This window comes from Pseudonocardia sp. (genome assembly GCF_029263155.1).
Lineage (GTDB): Bacteria > Actinomycetota > Actinomycetes > Mycobacteriales > Pseudonocardiaceae > Pseudonocardia.
The window spans coordinates 87035-103402 of sequence record NZ_JAJCYB010000104.1; the positions used below are offsets into that span (position 1 = coordinate 87035).

Genomic DNA, 16368 nt, shown 5'->3' on the forward strand with positions numbered 1-16368 from the left:
GTCAGCCGCGCACCGGCAGGCGCAGGATGTTCGCGGCCCGCAACAGCGCCCGGGCGACGGCGGGCAGCGGGTCGTCGGCCCGGAACACCGGGAGGACCTGGCGGTGCGCGACGCTGCGTACCCATTGCCCGAACGTCAGCTCCCCACGCCTGCGCAGCACGAGGAACGAGCGGAAGTCGTCCACCGGGTACAGCATGCGCAGCCCGGTGCGGTACGTGGCGGGCAGCTCGTGGGGCCGGCCGGCCGCGCGCTCGTACACGTGCCGGGCGAGATCGAGCCCGGCCGCCTGCACCAGCGGGTTGGCCGCGCTGAAACGGGCGTTGCACTCGATGAGCTTGAGGCGGTCGTCGCGCAGGTCGTGCACGAACTCCACACACGCCAGCCCGCGGAGGCCGACGTGCTTGACCAGGCGCAGCGCGACCTCCTTGACCTCCTCGTTCCGGTCGGTGACGTGGGAGGTGGCCATGCCCTCGTTCGGCGGGAAGCGCCGGATCACGCGCTTGGTGTAGTCGTAGGTCGGGTTCCCGCCGGGGTCGATGTAGGTGGAGTAGCTGCACAGCTGCTCGTCGGAGGAGGGGATCTTCTCGACGAGCATCACGGCGAGCCCGGCGGCGGCGAGCTCGGCGTGGGCCGCCCTCAGCTCGGCGAAGTCGGCTGCCACCAGGAACTTGCGCTGCCCGGGGAACCTGGCCTTGAACTCGTGCGACAGGAGCGGCTTGACGATCAGCGGGTAGACGAGCGCCTCGCGGTGCCGATCCAGGTCCTCCGGTGTGTCGATCCGCCAGAACAGCGGGGTGGGCACCCCCGCCTCGCGGGCGCGTTCGTAGGTGGAGAGCTTGTCCAGCATCTCCATCTGCGCGGTGACGTCGGCGTCGTCGAGCCGGAACCGCTCGAGCAGGGCGGTGCGGTGCCGCAGCAGGACCATCAGGCCGACGTCGCTCGTGCCGAGCACGACCGCGCCGCGCAGGGCCTCGGTGGCCGGCCCGAGCAGCAGCTGCGCCCACGCGTCCTCCGGGGCGGCCCCCGGCGGCACCTCGATGACCGAGATGTGGCGGGAGGCCGCGGCCCACCGGGTGACGCCGATGCCGTGGACGGCCACTCCCGCGCGACCGAGGCTGCGCGCGATCGACAGCGCGGTGGTGTCACCACCGAGGAGGATGACCGGTGGGCTCGACATCCCGTCACCCTAACCGGGGCCGGCACCCCGACCGGGCGCCGCCTCCCCCGCCCGGGTCGGGCGTCGAGGGTTCAGCGGACCGCCCGCAGGGTCCGCCCGATGGGGCCGGTGCCGCGCACCAGCGGCCGCAGCCCGGCCCGCACGATCCGGCGGGCCCGGCGCGGCAGCGAGCCGACCGAGGCGGCGTCGAGGGAGCCGGTGTGCACCACCAGCTCGCCGGTCATCATCGCGTCCTTGTAGTCGTGCCGGCCCCGGCCCAGGTCGAGCTGCACGATGCCCCGCCGGGCGGCCTCCTGCGCCAGGTGGAACAGCAGCAGGATGCCCGGCGAGTAGCGGCCGAACGCCACGTCGTAGCCGGGGAACCACCACGACAGCACCGATCCGGACGCGGGGCCGAGGTGTGCGGCGACCAGGTGCTCACCGGCGTGGAGCGCGGAGCAGAAGCCCGTGCACTCGGCCGCACCGGACCCGCTCACGTCCTCGGCCAGCCCGACGATCCGGGGGTCGGCGAAGCGGTCCCACTCCCCCAGCTGCGCGTACTGGGCGGACTTCCAGCCCATCAGCGTGCGCAGCACCGCGGGATCGTCGCTGTGCGGCTCGAACCGCAGCTCACCGACCTCGCGCTCCAGCTTGCGCTGCTTGCGGAACGTGGACGCCAGCCACTTCTTCGACCGCTCCTTCACCGCGGCGAGATAGGGGTCGTAGCCGCCGGCGAGGTCGATCACCGGCGAGAGCTCGCGCCGCGTCCGGTAGGCGCCGGGCGGGACCTGGCCGTCGACGAGGCAGTCGAAGTCCCAGCCGGCGAGCCCGCTGCGCCCGAGCAGCGCCGCCACGTCGACCTCGGCGCCGGGTTCCAGGACGAGCCCCTCGGCGTCGGCCAGCCCGGCGCCCACGGGACGCGCGACCCGGCCGTGCCGCTCGTGGGCGAAGAAGCCGACGATCCGGCCCCCGTCCTCCAGCACCGTCACCCGCGCCGCGGGCCGCACGGCGCCGACGGCGCGGGCGAACTCGGCCGACAGGAACGGGTTGCGGGGTCCCCGGGCGGCCGCGCGCAGCTCGGTCCACCGCCGCAGCTCCGCCGCGCCGAGCTCGGCCGGTCGCACCGCTGTGTACTGCACGGACACTCCTTCGACTCGCGGTGGCTACCCTCGCAGGGCAACCCGGAGGGATCACACCGTGCGCAACCGGATCGTCCTGCTGACCGTCGCCCTGTCGATGGTGGCGATCAGCCTGTTCGCGTTGCCGCTCGCGGTCGTCGCCCAGCGCTTCTACACCAGGATCGAGTTCGCCGAGCTGGAACGGTCGGCCCACCTCGTGGTGGACCACATCTCCGACCAGGTCCGCGACGGCGAGGTGCCCTACCCCGACTGGATACAGGACGACGTCACCGCCGCACTCTACGATCCCGCCGGACCCAAGCTCACCGGGGATGGGCCCCTGCTGGCCGACCACGCCGTCCGGGAAGCGGTCGAGGAGGGCTACGTCGACACGAGCGACTCGCCGGACGAGCTGATCGTCGCCATCCCCATCTCCGAGGACGGTGAGATCGTCGGCGTCGTGCGCGCCAGCACGCCCCGCGGGGAGGCCACCGCACGGATCGTCGAGCGGTGGATGCAGATGCTGGCGCTCGCCGTCGTGGTCCTGGTCGTGACACTGCTGGTGGCCCGCCGCCAAGCCGCGCGGCTGGCCCGGCCCGTGGAGGAGCTGGCCCGGGCGGCGCTGCGGCTGGGCGAGGGCGACTTCACCACCGAGGAACGGGTCGTCGGCATCGTCGAGATCGACGAGGTCCGCTCCGCGCTCAACGCCACCGCCGGGCGGCTGGACGCCCTGATCGCCCGCGAACGCGCGTTCTCCGCGGAGGCCTCCCATCAGCTGCGTACGCCGCTGACCGGGCTGCAGCTGCGGCTGGAGGCGGCGCTGCGCAACCCGCGCGCCGACCACACCGCGGCGATCCAGGCCAGCCTCGCCGAGGTCGACCGGTTGGAGCGCACGATCACCGACCTCCTCGCGCTGGCCCGTGGCAGCCGGCAACGCGGCGCGCTCGACCTGCCGGCCCTGCTGCACGAGGTGGAGCAGGTGTGGGGCCCCCGGCTGGGCAGCCGCGGACGCGCGCTGCGCTTCACCGTGGACCCCGACCTCCCGGTGGTGGAGGCGTCCACCGCGGCGATCCGGCAGGTGCTGACCGTGCTGCTGGGCAACGCCGTCGAGCACGGAACCGGCGCCGTGACGGTGGGTGTGCACGACATCGACGAGGCCGTGCGTGTCGACGTCACCGACGAGGGCCGGGTCCCCACCGGGAAGGGGTTCGACCTGTTCGACCGGCGCGAGCCCGACTCCGACGGTCACGGCATCGGGCTGGCGCTGGCCCGGCGTCTGGTGGAGGCCGAGGGTGGGCGGCTCCAGCTCACCTGCTCCGCGCCGACGACGCTCACGGCGTTCCTGCCGACCGGGGCGCGGCCGGCTCCGGAGGCGGAGGCCGCGACGCTCACCTCCTAGATAATCTGCGCGCATGGCGCTGCTGTTGCTCGTGGAGGACGACCCGACCATCGGGAAGGTGCTGGAGTCCAGCCTCGCGTCCGCAGGCCACGACGTCACCTGGCACGACACCGGGGGTGCCGCACTCGACCATGCGGAGTCCCGGCAGGTCGACCTCGTGCTGCTCGACCTCGGGCTGCCCGACATGGACGGCATCGACGTCTGCCGCAGGCTGCGCGCGGTCCAGCCGGCGTGCGTCGTGGTGATGCTCACCGCCCGGCACGAGGAGATGGACGTCGTGGTGGGCCTGTCCGCGGGGGCCGACGACTACCTCACCAAGCCGATCCGGCTCGGCGAGCTGCTCGCCCGCGTCCAGGCCCACCTGCGACGGGGCGGCACCGGCCCGGCCACCGACAACACGCTCACGATCGGCGCGCTCACCGTCGACACCGGCCGACGCCGAGTCACCGTCGGGGACCACGAGGTGGTCCTGCGCACCAAGGAGTTCGACCTGCTGGCCCGGCTGGCCGCCGAGCCCGGCGTCGCGCTGAGCCGGCAGACGCTGATGGCCGACGTCTGGGACGCGCACTGGTCGGGGCCCACCAAGACCCTCGACGTCCACGTCGCGGTGCTGCGCCGCAAGCTGGAGGCCGCCGCCGACGGTACCGCCGACCCGCCCCGCATCGTCACGCTGCGCGGATTCGGCTACCGCCTTGACTGACGTCACCGGATCGGCAGAAAGTTTGGGAGTGCGGTGGCCATCGGCTTGCCTGCCGCTAACCTGCGCCACCGCACACTTGATCCATGACGCTGACCGCCGAACCGCCGAAGCGCTCACGGCCCGCCACCGCCCCTTCCGCGGGGTCGAAGGCCGCGAATGCCCGCGGCGTCGCGGAGCTGGCCCGGCTGCTCGTCGCCGGCCGGGTCTCCCCGGACCGGCGCGCCTCCACGCGCGCCCGGGACCGGCACTACCGGCAGTTCTGGATCGACGCCGCCCGCGCGCTCGAGCTCCCCACCCGCCGCGTCGGCGACGGTCTGGAGATCGCGCTGGACGGGGGCACGATCGAGGTGCACCGGGCGGCCAACACGCTGGACCCGCAGGACGTGCTCGACCGGGCGGGTGACAAGGCCCTCGTGCACCGGCTGCTCGCCGCGCGCGGCGTCCCGATCACCGAGCACCGCTCGTTCACCCTGGCCACGCTGTCCGACGCCGCGGAGTTCCTCGCCGCCGCCGACGGTCCGTGCGTCGTCAAGCCCTCCCGCGACACCTCGGCCGGCAACGGCGTGACCACGAACGTCGGCGACGCACGCGGCCTGCGCGCGGCGGCGGCCGCGGCGGCGGCCGCCGGGGCGCTGGCGGCGCGCAACAGCCGGTCCGGGTCCCCCGCGACGCGGCTGCGGGCGAAGTTCGCCGAGCTGCGCTCGGTGCCGCTGCTCATCGAGCGCCAGGTCACCGGCGAGGACTACCGGCTGCTCTACCTCGACGGCGTGCTCGTCGACGCCGTGCACCGCATGGCCCCCACGGTCGTGGGCGACGGTGCCCACACCGTCGCCCAGATCGTCGCCCGGCTCAACGCCCGTCGCCTGCGCCACGCCGACGACCGCGGCGAGAGCACCGTCTCGCTCGACACCGACCTGGTCCGCACGCTCGGGCTGCAGTCGCTCACGCTCGCATCGGTGCCGGAGGCGGGTCGCGTGGTGCGTCTCAAGACCACCGTCAACGGCAACGCGCTCGACGACAACCGCAGCGCCCGGCACCTGCTGCACCCCGACGTCGTCGAGCAGGGGGCGCTGGCGGCGAGCGCGGTCGGCGCCCGCCTGGTCGGGGTGGACGTCGTCACCTCCGACCCCGGTCTCCCCCTCGCCGACACCGGTGGATGCGTCCTGGAGGTCAACACGACGCCGGGGTTCGCGTTCCACTACCACGGCGGGGACGGTGCCGTGGACGTCGCGCGGGTGGTGCTGGAGCGGCTCGCCCGGGCCTGACCCGGCCGGGCTCGTTCAGGCGTGCCGGGAGGGCGCGCACAGCACGCCCGGCACGGCCGCCATCGCGGCCACCACCTCGGGTGTGTGGTCCCGGAACACCCCGGCCCTGGCGATGTCCAGTGGATCGTCGTGGCCCCGCCCGTTGACGCCACCGTAGAAGCTGAACGCGCGCCGCACCCCCAGCTCGGCCAGCTCGGCCCTGGTCGTCTCGTCGAAGCTCGTGCGCGCCCCCACGGGGTAGCTGAACAGGTCGACGGGGCCGTCGAGCTCCTCACGCATGCGGCGCACCGACCCGGCGATCTCCTCGTGCTGGCGGGCAGCGCTGAGCGTGGCGAGCACGGGATGGGTCACGCTGTGCGCCCCGACCTCCATCCCGAGCCGGTCGAGCTCGCGCACCATGTCCCAGGTCATCCACCGGTCCGCGGCCTGCTCACGACCGAGCCGGGGGCGGCCGGTGCAGCAGGCGAGGTCGTCGAGGAACTGCTCGCCGTCGTCGCCGGCCAGGTTCTTGTAGGCGGTGGTGAGGCGCCTGCGGTAGCGGGTGGAGCCCACCGAGGCCGGCAGACCGCGGGGGATCCACCGCGACGGCGGGAGGTCGACGGGGTCCCCGCCGGCGAGCCAGGCGATCTCGTCCCACCAGGCGTGCCGGGGGCGGTCGACGAAGCCGGTGGTGATGAAGAACGACCCGGCCAGGCCGCGGGCGGCCAGGATCTCCGCGGCCTGGGTCTGGTCGCGGTAGCCGTCGTCGACGGTGATCGCGACGCGGCGGGCCGGTCCACCCACCTGCCAGTCGTCGCTGCCGGCGGGAACGATCTCGAAGCGCTCGGCGAGCAGTTCCACGTGGCGGGCGAACTCCTCGGCGGTGCAGCTGAACAGGTCCGGGTCGTCCGCGGGGCCGGGGCGGCCGATGCGGTGGTAGTTCAGGACCAGCAGCCCGCGCCAGCTCAGGCGGGCCAGTCGGTCGAGTCTCGTGGCGGTGAGGAGGCGGGCTGCTGCGGCCGTACGGGATGTCACGTCAGAGGTTCGTCAGAACTACTGCCGGCGTTTCGACCGGAGTCGTCCGTACGTCGCAGAGGTACGCGTTCGGAGGTACCACTCGGAGGTCTTCACCCGGAACTTCCACTCCGGGTTACCGCGGTAGACACCGATGCGCGGCACGGCGAACGCGCCGGCCTCCTCCGGCCCGTCGGGCAGCGCCAGGGCCACCGTGTAGCCCGCCCGCTCCGCGGCCCGGCGTACGTGCGGCGCGTGGTGCCCGAACGGGTAGGCCAGCGTGCTGACCGCGGCACCGAGCAGGTCGGAGAGCAGGTCGCGGCTGTCGCGCAGATCGGCGAGGCACTCGGCCTCGGACAGGGTCGGCAGGTCCCGGTGCGCCATGCTGTGGCTGCCGATGTCCCAGCCGCGGGCGTGCAGGTCGCGGATCTGCTCGGGGGTGAGCAGCGGTGGGGCGTCCGCCGGGTCGAGCCCGGTGATCCAGTCCACGCTGACGCCGGAACCGGTGACCGAACCGGCGACGATGTACATGGTGGCCGTCAGCCCGTGGCGCTCCATGATCGGCACGGCGTGCTCGGCGTAGTCGGCGAACCCGTCGTCGAAGGTGAGGACGGTGCTGCCGCGCGGGGTCGCGCCGCGTGCCGCCAGCCGATCCACGACGCTGCTCAGCGGGACGGTGCCGCCGCGACGCCGGATCACGGCACACTGGCGCTCGAAGTCCGCGGGCTCCACCGACACCGGGTCGTCCCAACCGGAGGCGACGGAGTGGTAGCAGAGGATGCTCACTCGCCGGAGGATGGCACATCGACCGCGCCGTGCACGGCTGAGGCAACCCTGGCCCAGGACGACTCGGCGGCCAGCCACTTCGCCCCGGCCATGCCCATCCGCTCGGCCCGGTCGGCGTCGCCGAGCAGCGTCACGAGGCCGCCGGCGAGCGCCTCCGGGTCCGCCGGCGGGACCAGGATCCCGGTCTCCCCGTCCTGCACGACGGCGGGGATGTCACCCACGGCGGTGGCGACGACCGGCCGCTCGAAGGTGTACGCGAGATGCACCACACCGCTCTGCGTCGCCCTGCGGTAGGGGATCACGACGACCCGGGCGGTCCCGAACAGCGTCGCCACACCGTCCTTCGGGACGTACCCCGCGCGGATGTCCACATCGAGCTCCGTGGCACGGGCCTGCAACGCGGGCAGGTCGACGCCCGCCACCGCCCCGGCGACGACGAAGCGCGCGTCGGGCACCTCGCGACGCACCACCGGCACCGCGTCGAGGAGGACGTCGATGCCCTTGTACGCCGTGAAGCTGCCGAAGAACAGCACGACCGGCCCGGTGGACCCGGCGGGCGGCACCGGGTCCGGCCCGCGCAGGGCCGCCTCGTCGCCGTGCGGGATGACGATGACGGGACCGCCGGGTTCCCACCGCTCCAGGACCCGCTCGCGGGCCTCGGTGCCCAGCACGAACACGGCATCCATCGCCTGCCACGCCCGCTCGAGCACGCGGTCCAGCAGGGGGCCGCGCTTGTCGGCGGTCGTGTCGCCGCGGCGACGCAGCCGCGGCTCGTGGGCGACGATCGACAGCGCGGCCCGGGGCAGGATCCGGTCGACGGCGAGCACGCCCAGCGCGTCCATGCTGAACCTCCAGCTGGACCAGATCACGACGTCGGGCGCCATCCGGCGCAGGTGCCCGAGCACCTGGAACCAGGACAGCAGCCGCAACCCGGCCCGCCCGGCCCGGCGGACCTTGCGCCGCAGCGGGTGCACGGCTTCGTGGTCGGCGGGGTGCCAGCTGCGCAGCACCGGCCGGACGTGGAAGTCCGGGTGCCCGGACGCCAGCTCCGGGTCGGCCCCGGTGAGCAGGTGCACCTCGTCGCCACCGGCGGCCATGGCCTCGCCGAGCTGCGCGGAGAACTGAAAGAGGCCACCCGACGGGGTGAACTCGACGAACGCCACCCGCAGCCGTCTGGTAGGACCCGTCTCCACGCCGCGCAGGCTAAGCCATCACCCTCCTTGTAGGGTCGGCCGGTGTCGAACGAGCCGGAAGTGAACATCGGGCGCAAGAGCCCGGACTCCGCCGCGATCCACGCCGGGCCCGGGTTCCGGGTACGGCTGGAATTCCCCCGGTTGCCGCCCGACGTGGTGAACGCGTTCACCGAGTTCAACACCACCGACATCTCCGACCTGCTCAACCGCCTCTACGCGCTGGACTCGGAGATCGGTTGCCTGAGCGGGGGTGATCGGCCGTTGGTCGGGCTGGCGTGCACCGTGCGGGCCTACCCGGGCGACAACCTGATGGTGCACAAGTCGCTCGACGTGGCCAAGCCCGGTGACGTCGTGGTGGTCGCCGCCAACGGTTCCCGCTCCTACGCGGTGCTCGGCGACGTCATCTCCACGAAGGCCACGCACCGCGGAATCGGTGGTTTCGTCGTCGACGGCCTGATCCGCGACCTGCCGGCCATCCAGCCGCTGGGCATGCCGGTCTATGCCCGCGGCACCACCCCGATCGGCCCGCTGCACCGCGGTCCCGGTGAGATCAACTACCCGATCGCGGTCGGCGGCGTCGTGGTCAACCCGGGAGACATCATCGTGGCCGACCCGGCCGGCGTGGTCGTCGTGCCGCAGAGCCACGCCCACGAGCTGCTCGGCCGCCTGCGCTGGTACGTCGACGGCAACGCCGACTACCTGGCGGCGGTGAAGCGGGGCGAGTTCAGCAATGCCTGGGTGGACAAGCAGCTCGCCGCGGCGGGCTGCCCGATCGACCCCGGCACCGTCCCGGTGTGACCGACCATCGGCTCGTCGACCCGCCCGCGTTGCAGGCGGCGGTGTCGGACTGCTTCGCCGGCCTCGGAGTCCCCGTCCCGGACGCGGACGCCGTCGCCGAGGTGCTGGTCTACGCCGACCTGCGCGGCATCGAGTCGCACGGCGTCTACCGCGCCGCGGCCTACCTGCGTCGCGTCCGCGCCGGTCTCGCAGGCGGCACGGGCGGGATGACCCAGGTGGGCGGGTCCGGGGCGGCGCGCCGCCTCGACTGCGCCTACGCGCTCGGCCCGGCGGCCGCGGTGCGCGCCACCGACCTCGCCGTCGAGCTGGCGCGCGAGCACGGCACCGGCGTCGTCGCGCTGGGCCGCACCACCCATCTCGGGGCCGCCGGGTTCTACGCGCGCCGGGCCGCCCGGAGCCAGGTCGTGGCGATCGTCCTGTCCAACGGCCCCAGCGGGGTGGCGCCGCACGGCGCGGCGCACCACTTCCTCGGCACGAACCCGATCGCGATCGGCATCCCGCTGGGCCGCCACGGCGAGTTCGTCCTCGACATGGCCACCAGCGCCATCCCCCGCGAACGAATCCGGATGGCAGCCGAGGCCGGCACGCCGATCCCGGCGGGCGTCGCGCTGGACCCCGACGGAGCGCCCACCACCGACGCCGCGGCCGCGATGGCCGGCAGCGTGCTTCCGGTCGCCGGCCCGAAGGGCTCGGGGCTCGGGCTGGCCGTGCTGCTGCTGGCCGGGATGCTCGGCGACGCGCAGTTCGACGACGAGGTCGGCTCCATGTACCGCGACTTCGACCGCCCGCAGGACGTCGGCCAGGTCTTCTGGGCGCTGGACCCCTGGCGGCTCAACGCGCGTGCCCGGGCGGAGCCGCGGGTGGAGGCCGTGGTCGACCGGCTGCACGCACTGCTGCCGGTCGCGGGCTCGGACGGGGTGCTGTTCCCCGGCGAGGGGAGCGAGGCCCGGGCCCGGCAGCGGATGGCCGACGGGCTGCCGATGGCGGAGTCCACGCTCGAGGACCTGGCGGACCTCTGCACGGAGTACGGCCTCACCGGGCAGGCCGCGCGGATCCGGACGCTGTAGGTGTCAGATCAGACGTGCAGCAGCACCACACCGTCGTCGACGGTGACCGGGAACGTCGGCACGGTGGGGTCCGCGGGAGCCGCGGGGTCCTCCGCGTCGGCGACGCTCACCTCGTAGCTGCGCACCCGCATGCGGTGCGGGTTGAACACGCTGCGCCCGGTGGTGACGTCGAACTCCCAGCCGTGCCACGGGCAGGTGAGCACCTCGCCCTCCCGCTCCCGGATGAACTCCCCCGGTCGCGTGGAGGTGTAGGTGCCGTCCAGCGATCCCTGGCACAGCGGAGCCCCCTGGTGCGGGCAGGCGTTGCGCAACGCGTAGAAGCGGCCCTCGACGTTGAACACGCCGATCGAGCGCCCGTCGATCTCCACGATCTTCCGGGCTCCCGGGGGGAGCTCGCTCACCCGCGCGACCGGGTGGGTGGCCATCAGGTCGGCAGGCCGTAGAAGCTGCTCGCGTTGTCCACGAAGATCTTGCGCCACAGCTCGTCGGGCAGCTTCGGGAACGCGCGGGTGGGCGAGTCGAAGTCCCAGTGCGGGTAGTCGCTGGAGAACATCAGGATGTGCTCGGCGTCCATCGCGTCCAGGATCGACAGCAGGTGCTTGTCGTTCGCCGGGCGTTCCAGCGGCTGCGACGCCAGGCGCACGTGGTCGCGCAGGTACTCGCTCGGCGCCTTGCGCACCCACGGGATCTCCCGGCGCAGCGCCTTCCAGTAGGCGTCGAGCCGCCACATCAGCGGCGGGAGCCACGCGACACCACCTTCGAGGAACGCCATACGGAGGCCGGGGAAGCGCTCGAAGACACCCTCGGTGAGCAGGCTGACCAGGTGGGACTGGAAGGCCAACGACATCGAGCAGTGCCACTCGATGTAGTGCGTCGGCATGCCCGGGGTGGGCTGGATGTTGACGCCCATCCCGTCGGTGCCCGGGTGCACCGCGAGCGGCAGGCCGTGGCGCTGGCAGGCCTCGTAGATCGGGTGGTAGAAGCGCTGGCCGAACGGGAACCGCGCCCCCGAGTCGGTGACGACCTGCACGATGTGCGGGTGCCCGGCCCACTTCTCGATCTCCTCGACCGCGCGCTGGGGGTCGTGATGGTTGATCGTGATGGAGCCCTTGAACGCGCCGTCGTGGTTGTACTCGGTGAGCCAGGTGGCCATCAGCCACTCGTTGAACGCCGCGGCGATGGCCGACCCGTAGTCGGGGTCGGGCTGGATGTTGCAGAACGTGCGCGGCACCAGGATGGGGTGGCTGACGCCGTAGGTCTCCATCAGTTGCAGGCGCAGGAAGTCCGGATCGGAGCCCTTGGGCCCGCCGTCGGGCGGCACGCTGTCGAGCCGGGAGCCGTGCACCGGGTTGTTGTAGAACGCGCGCCGCTCCCCGGCGTACATCTCACGCCACGGCATCGGGAGGAACTGCTTGATCTCCTCGACGCCGCGCGGCACGGGGTGCACGTCGGTGTCGACGATCCCGCGCCGGACGGCACGCTGCGGCGTCGCCGGTCCGACGCGCGGTTCGGCGGTGGTACTCACGAGGCCTCCTCGGGTCCGGGGCTCGGCGCCCCGGTCGAGGCTAGACGATGCTCAGGCCGCCACACCCAGCCACGGTTCCCAGGCCGGGTGCGGCTCGACGGCGAGCACGAGGATGCCGCCCGCGGCGCGGCTGGGCGGGCGGGGGACGACGTCGAGCGTCCAGCCGATCTCCTCGAGCAGCCGGTCGGCCTTCCTGGAGTTGCACGCCTTGCACGCCGCGACGCAGTTGTCCCAGGTGTGGGCGCCGCCGCGACTGCGCGGCACGACGTGGTCGATGGTGTCGGCACGCTTGCCGCAGTACCCGCAGCGGCGACCGTCGCGGCGCAGCACCCCGGAGCGGGTCATCGGTACCGCGCGCCGGTACGGGACACGGACGTAGCGGGACAGGCGCATCACCGCGGGGGCGGGGACGGTGAGGTTCTCGGAGTGGAACGCGCTGTCGAGGAGCACCTCGACGCACTCGGCCTTGCCGGTGAGCATGAGCACCACCGCGCGCTTGGCCGTGACGACGGCGAGCGGTTCGAAGGTGGCGTTGAGGAGCAGGACCCGGGACCCCGTCGGGACCACGCCCGGGTTCGGCGCGATCCCCGGTACCTCCCCTGGATCGGGGTCGGCACCGGTGGGGTCGGGTTGTCGGTGCTTCACGCGACCACCTCCTAGCCGAATCAGACCACAACGGCCCCGGCTGCGCGAGTGTGATCTCACACCGAACGGGCCCGCAGCGCGCCGAGCACGTCGGCCACGAGGTCGGCGGGGTCCTCGCATCCCGCGGACAGGCGCAGCAGCCCGGGCGCCACGTCGTCACCCCAGCGGGCGCGGCGGTCGGCGGAGCTGCGCAGACCGCCGAAGCTGGTGGCCGAGCCGACCAGGCGCGACGCGGCGAGGAACTCCCCCACCGCCGTCTCCGAGGCCAGCGTGAACCGCAGCACCCCGTTCCAGCGCCGCATCTGCCGCGCCGCCACCGCGTGGGCCGGGTCGCCCGCCAGGCCCGGCCAGCGGACGTCGGAGACCCCCGGGTGCCCGAGCAGCGCCGACGCGACGGCCCGGGCGTTCTCGGCCTGGCGGGCCAGCCGCAGGTCCAGCGTGCCCAGGCCGCGGTGGGCGAGCCACACCTCCATCGGCCCCGGTACGGCCCCGCCCCGCGAGCGGGCCTCCCGCAGCTCCGCGGCCAGAGCCGGGTCGCGCACGCTCACGTGCCCGAGCACCACGTCGCCGTGCCCGGCCAGCGCCTTGGTGTCGCTGGCGACGGTGAGGTCCGCGCCGAGGTCGAGCGGGCGCTGGCCCAGCGGCGTGGCCGTCGTGTTGTCGACGGCGAGCAGCGCGCCCGCGGCGTGCGCGGCGGCCGCGGCGTCGGCGATGTCCACGACGTCGAGCCCCGGGTTGGACGGGGTCTCCACGAGCACCAGCGCGGCGCCGCCCAGCACGGCACCCCCGCGAGTCGGGGCCTGCGTGCGCGCGAGTCGGGGTCCCGCTGCGCGCGAGTCGGGGTCTGCGTGCGCGCGAGTCGGGGTGTGCGTGCGCCCGAGTCGGGACCCCGGTATGCCCGCGTCGGGACCGGCGTCCGCGAGGGTCGGGTCCTGCGTGCCCGCCAGTCGGGGCCCCGGTGTGTCGGGGGCGGGGTCTGCGTGCGCGGGAGTCGGGGTGTGCGTGCGCCCCCCGAAGGGCCCCGGACCCGCCGTCGGGACCTCGCGGATCTCGACACCCAGCGGGGCCAGCTCCGCGTGGGCGAGCGAGCGGGCGAGGTAGTAGCCGTCGGAGGGGAGCACGAGGGCGCCGTGGGCGGCCCGCAGCCGCAGCACGGCACCCAGCGCCGCCATGCCGGAGGCGAACAGGACGCACTCGCCGCCGTCGAGCTCTCCGATCGCGTCCTCCAGTGCCCGCCAGGTGGGGTTGCCGGCGCGGCCGTAGAAGTCACCGGGCAGCGACCCGCCGGTCCCCAGCTCGAACGTGGAGGACAGCACCGGCCCGGGGTGCAGCGGCTCTCCCGGATCGGGCCGCCGGTGCCCCCCGTGCGCGCACCGCGTCCCGTCGCCCATCACGGGGTCACCCTACGGCCGGTCCAGGCGCGGGGCGCGGGGTCGGAGGGACGCGGGGCCGCAGAGTCGCGGGGTCGCGGGGCCGCGGGGCCGCGGGGCCGCGGGGCGCAGCCTGGTCAGGGGCGGCCCGCGTGCCGGGCCCCTCCGCCATGATCGCTGTGTCGGTACCGCGAGGCGCCGCACACGGACGGTCCGCGGTTCCGACACGGCGATCGACCAGTCCCCCGGACCGGCCCGCCCGCGATCCCCGACGGAGTCCGCGGGGGCCCTGCGGTCGACCCACCGACACCCGAGATCATCGGCTCGGAACCACGAGGCGTCGGATGCACGCCCTCGGGTTCCACGACGCCGATCAACCCCGGCCACGGACGCCCACCGGTTCCGAAACGCTGATCATCGGACGGGACCCCGGCCGATACGGACGGTGCCCCGGCCGGCACCCTGCCCGGTCACCGGCCGTGGCCGTCCCGGCCGGCACCCTGCCCGGCACCGGCCGCGGGCGACGCACCCGGCCGGCGGCCCCCACCTACTCCGGGCGGGGCGCCCGGCTGATCAGCTCCTTGCCCATCTCCGCCGCGGACAGGCCCTCGTGGCAGACGCGGCGCACGGCGTCGGCGATGGGGAGCTCCACCCCGTGCCGGGCGCCCAGCTCGCAGATCGACGTGCACGACTTGACGCCTTCGGCGACCTGACCGTGGTTGGCCTCCTCGGCCTGCGCGAGGGTCTCGCCGCGGCCGAGCCGCTCACCGAAGGTGCGGTTGCGCGACAGCGGCGACGAGCACGTGGCCACCAGGTCGCCGAGCCCGGCGAGCCCGGCGAAGGTCATGGGATCGGCCCCCAGCGCGGCGCCCAGCCGGGCGATCTCGGCGAGCCCCCGGGTGATCAGCGACGCGCGCGTGTTGTCGCCGAAACCCATCCCGGCCGCCATGCCGGTGGCCAACGCGATGACGTTCTTGCCCGCGCCGCCGACCTCGCAACCCACCACGTCGGTGTTGGTGTAGGAGCGGAAGTAGCCGGTGGTGCAGGCCAGTTGCAGAGCGACCGCGCGGTCGTGGTCGGCGCAGGCGATCACCGTGGCCGTCGGCTCGGCGGCCGCGATCTCGCGGGCCAGGTTCGGCCCGGAGACCACCGCCACCTGGCTCGGGTCGACGCCCGCGACCTCGATCACCACCTCGCTCATCCGCTTGAGCGTGCCCAGCTCCACCCCCTTGGCCAGGCTGACGAGCGTGGCCCCCGGCGGCAGCAGGCCCCGCCAGCCGGCCAGGTTGGCGCGCAGCGTCTGCGACGGCACCGCGAGCACCACCGCGTCCACCCCGTCGAGGGCGGCCACGGCGTCGGAGGTGGCCGTCAGGAGCCCGGGCAGCTCGACGGCGGGCAGGTAGTCGGCGTTGACGTGCCGGAGATTGATCGACTCCGCGACCTCGGGCCGGCGCGCCCACAGCACGACCTCGCGCCCGGCGTCGGCGACGACCTTGGCGAACGCGGTGCCCCACGATCCGGCACCGAGCACGGCGACCCTGCGAACGTCGTTCACGACCCCGTCCGATCCGACGAATGGGACTTTCGTCCGAACCTACGGGACGAGCGTCCCGGTCGTCCCACGGCGTCCCGGCTCATGACGCCCTCCGGTAGAACGTCGCAGGTGCCGGCTCGCCGCGGACGTCGGCCAGCAGGTCGCGCACGCAGGTCATGAGCAGGTCGGTGACCTCGCGGAGCAGCCCGGCGTCGATCGGGCGCCCGCGGTAGGCGGACAGGTCGACCGGCGGACCGCAGCGCACGACGATGGGGCCGCGCGGCAGCGGCCGGAACTTCTTGTTGTAGCCGTCGAGCACGCGGTGGGTGCCCCAGTGCACCATCGGGACGACGGGGACGTCGGCGGTCAGCGCCAGCCGGGCCACGCCGGTGCGCGAGTGCATCGGCCACGTGTCGGGGTCGCGGCTGATCGTGCCCTCCGGATAGATGATCACGGTCTTGCCCTCCCGCAGGGCCGCGGTGCCGTCGCGCAGGCTCTGCTGGGCGTCGGCGGACTCGCGGTAGACCGCGATCTGCCCGCTGCCGGCCAGCGCCTGCCCGAGCACCGGCACGCTCCAGAGGCTGTGCTTGGCCAGGAACCGGGGCACCCGGCCCGATCGGTCCAGCATCAGCCCGGAGAAGATCGGGTCGAGGTGGGAGATGTGGTTGGCGACGATCAAGGCGCCGCCCTGCGCCGGGATGTGCTCACGGCCCTCGTACCGGCCCCGCCCGGTCAGCCAACCGATCGGGTAGAAGAAGATCGCGCAGAACGCGATCCAGAATCCCCGCTTCTCACGCCGCACCAAGGACCTCCCGATGT

Annotated in this window: 16 protein-coding genes; 5 read left to right on the forward strand and 11 right to left on the reverse strand. The window is 74.0% G+C overall.

Features of this window, described 5'->3' with window-relative positions:
- Window position 1 precedes the first annotated feature (1 nt).
- Together Q1K26_RS21730 and Q1K26_RS21735 are read right to left on the reverse strand one after the other, a co-directional pair.
- The gene (locus tag Q1K26_RS21730) at window positions 2–1177 is read right to left on the reverse strand and encodes an ATP-grasp domain-containing protein (RefSeq protein WP_300016088.1); all 1176 of its coding nucleotides are present in this window, start codon (window positions 1175–1177) and stop codon (window positions 2–4) included.
- A gap of 71 nt (window positions 1178–1248) precedes the next feature.
- Complete coding sequence (locus Q1K26_RS21735) at window positions 1249–2295, reverse strand: GNAT family N-acetyltransferase (protein WP_300016091.1); 1047 nt, start codon at window positions 2293–2295, stop codon at window positions 1249–1251.
- A gap of 58 nt (window positions 2296–2353) precedes the next feature.
- Between Q1K26_RS21735 and Q1K26_RS21740 the strand changes: the two genes are divergently transcribed.
- The 3 genes from Q1K26_RS21740 (at window position 2354) to Q1K26_RS21750 (ending at window position 5638) form a co-directional block, all read left to right on the forward strand.
- On the forward strand, window positions 2354–3673 hold the full coding sequence (locus tag Q1K26_RS21740; RefSeq protein ID WP_300016094.1) for a HAMP domain-containing sensor histidine kinase: 1320 nt from the start codon (window positions 2354–2356) through the stop codon (window positions 3671–3673).
- Window positions 3674–3686: 13 nt separating this feature from the next.
- Entirely contained in the window at window positions 3687–4373 is a 687-nt protein-coding gene (locus tag Q1K26_RS21745; protein WP_300016097.1) for a response regulator transcription factor, read from the forward strand.
- 83 nt (window positions 4374–4456) lie between these two features.
- Entirely contained in the window at window positions 4457–5638 is a 1182-nt protein-coding gene (locus Q1K26_RS21750; protein WP_300016100.1) for a hypothetical protein, read from the forward strand.
- A gap of 15 nt (window positions 5639–5653) precedes the next feature.
- On the opposite strand, the gene Q1K26_RS21755 is transcribed toward Q1K26_RS21750, so the two are convergent.
- From Q1K26_RS21755 to Q1K26_RS21765, 3 genes are read right to left on the reverse strand one after another with little or no spacing between them, the layout of a single operon-like run.
- Window positions 5654–6652 carry a polysaccharide deacetylase family protein gene (locus tag Q1K26_RS21755; protein WP_300016103.1) on the reverse strand — a complete coding sequence of 333 codons (999 nt, stop codon included), beginning with the start codon at window positions 6650–6652 and terminating at the stop codon, window positions 5654–5656.
- An 18-nt stretch (window positions 6653–6670) separates the two neighbouring features.
- Entirely contained in the window at window positions 6671–7417 is a 747-nt protein-coding gene (locus Q1K26_RS21760) for a polysaccharide deacetylase family protein (protein WP_300016106.1), read from the reverse strand.
- Window positions 7414–8610, reverse strand: coding sequence for a glycosyltransferase family 4 protein (locus tag Q1K26_RS21765; protein ID WP_300016108.1), 1197 nt, complete (start codon window positions 8608–8610; stop codon window positions 7414–7416). The genes Q1K26_RS21760 and Q1K26_RS21765 overlap by 4 nt, the downstream gene beginning before the upstream one ends.
- 42 nt (window positions 8611–8652) lie before the next feature.
- On the opposite strand from Q1K26_RS21765, the gene Q1K26_RS21770 reads away from it, so the two are divergent.
- Entirely contained in the window at window positions 8653–9408 is a 756-nt protein-coding gene (locus Q1K26_RS21770) for an RraA family protein (RefSeq protein WP_300016110.1), read from the forward strand.
- Window positions 9405–10475: an Ldh family oxidoreductase gene (locus tag Q1K26_RS21775; RefSeq protein ID WP_300016113.1), complete on the forward strand. Its 1071-nt coding sequence runs from the start codon at window positions 9405–9407 to the stop codon at window positions 10473–10475. The genes Q1K26_RS21770 and Q1K26_RS21775 overlap by 4 nt, the downstream gene beginning before the upstream one ends.
- An 8-nt stretch (window positions 10476–10483) precedes the next feature.
- On the opposite strand, the gene Q1K26_RS21780 is transcribed toward Q1K26_RS21775, so the two are convergent.
- The 6 genes from Q1K26_RS21780 to Q1K26_RS21805 all read right to left on the reverse strand — a co-directional run bounded on the left by Q1K26_RS21780 (window position 10484) and on the right by Q1K26_RS21805 (window position 16351).
- Window positions 10484–10900 (reverse strand): Rieske (2Fe-2S) protein, encoded by a 417-nt coding sequence (locus Q1K26_RS21780; RefSeq protein ID WP_300016116.1) that lies wholly within the window; start codon window positions 10898–10900, stop codon window positions 10484–10486.
- Complete coding sequence (locus Q1K26_RS21785) at window positions 10900–12000, reverse strand: amidohydrolase family protein (RefSeq protein ID WP_300016119.1); 1101 nt, start codon at window positions 11998–12000, stop codon at window positions 10900–10902. Before Q1K26_RS21785 ends, Q1K26_RS21780 begins: the two co-directional genes overlap by 1 nt.
- Before the next feature lie 51 nt (window positions 12001–12051).
- Entirely contained in the window at window positions 12052–12645 is a 594-nt protein-coding gene (locus Q1K26_RS21790) for an HNH endonuclease (protein WP_300016145.1), read from the reverse strand.
- A 56-nt stretch (window positions 12646–12701) separates the two neighbouring features.
- On the reverse strand, window positions 12702–14036 hold the full coding sequence (locus tag Q1K26_RS21795; RefSeq protein WP_300016284.1) for a PLP-dependent transferase: 1335 nt from the start codon (window positions 14034–14036) through the stop codon (window positions 12702–12704).
- A gap of 526 nt (window positions 14037–14562) precedes the next feature.
- Window positions 14563–15570 (reverse strand): NAD(P)H-dependent glycerol-3-phosphate dehydrogenase, encoded by a 1008-nt coding sequence (locus Q1K26_RS21800; RefSeq protein ID WP_300016148.1) that lies wholly within the window; start codon window positions 15568–15570, stop codon window positions 14563–14565.
- A 79-nt stretch (window positions 15571–15649) separates the two neighbouring features.
- Window positions 15650–16351 carry a lysophospholipid acyltransferase family protein gene (locus Q1K26_RS21805; RefSeq protein ID WP_300016151.1) on the reverse strand — a complete coding sequence of 234 codons (702 nt, stop codon included), beginning with the start codon at window positions 16349–16351 and terminating at the stop codon, window positions 15650–15652.
- Between the last annotated feature and the right edge of the window lie 17 nt (window positions 16352–16368).

Excerpts from the sequence above, each read along its gene's own strand:
- Q1K26_RS21730 (WP_300016088.1), bottom strand. The coding sequence starts at position 1,177 with ATGTCGAGCCCACCGGTCATCCTCCTCGGTGGTGACACCACCGCGCTG.
- Q1K26_RS21745 (WP_300016097.1), top strand. The coding sequence starts at position 3,687 with ATGGCGCTGCTGTTGCTCGTGGAGGACGACCCGACCATCGGGAAGGTG.
- Q1K26_RS21750 (WP_300016100.1), top strand. The coding sequence starts at position 4,457 with ATGACGCTGACCGCCGAACCGCCGAAGCGCTCACGGCCCGCCACCGCC.
- Q1K26_RS21780 (WP_300016116.1), bottom strand. The coding sequence starts at position 10,900 with ATGGCCACCCACCCGGTCGCGCGGGTGAGCGAGCTCCCCCCGGGAGCC.
- Q1K26_RS21795 (WP_300016284.1), bottom strand. The coding sequence starts at position 14,036 with ATGGGCGACGGGACGCGGTGCGCGCACGGGGGGCACCGGCGGCCCGAT.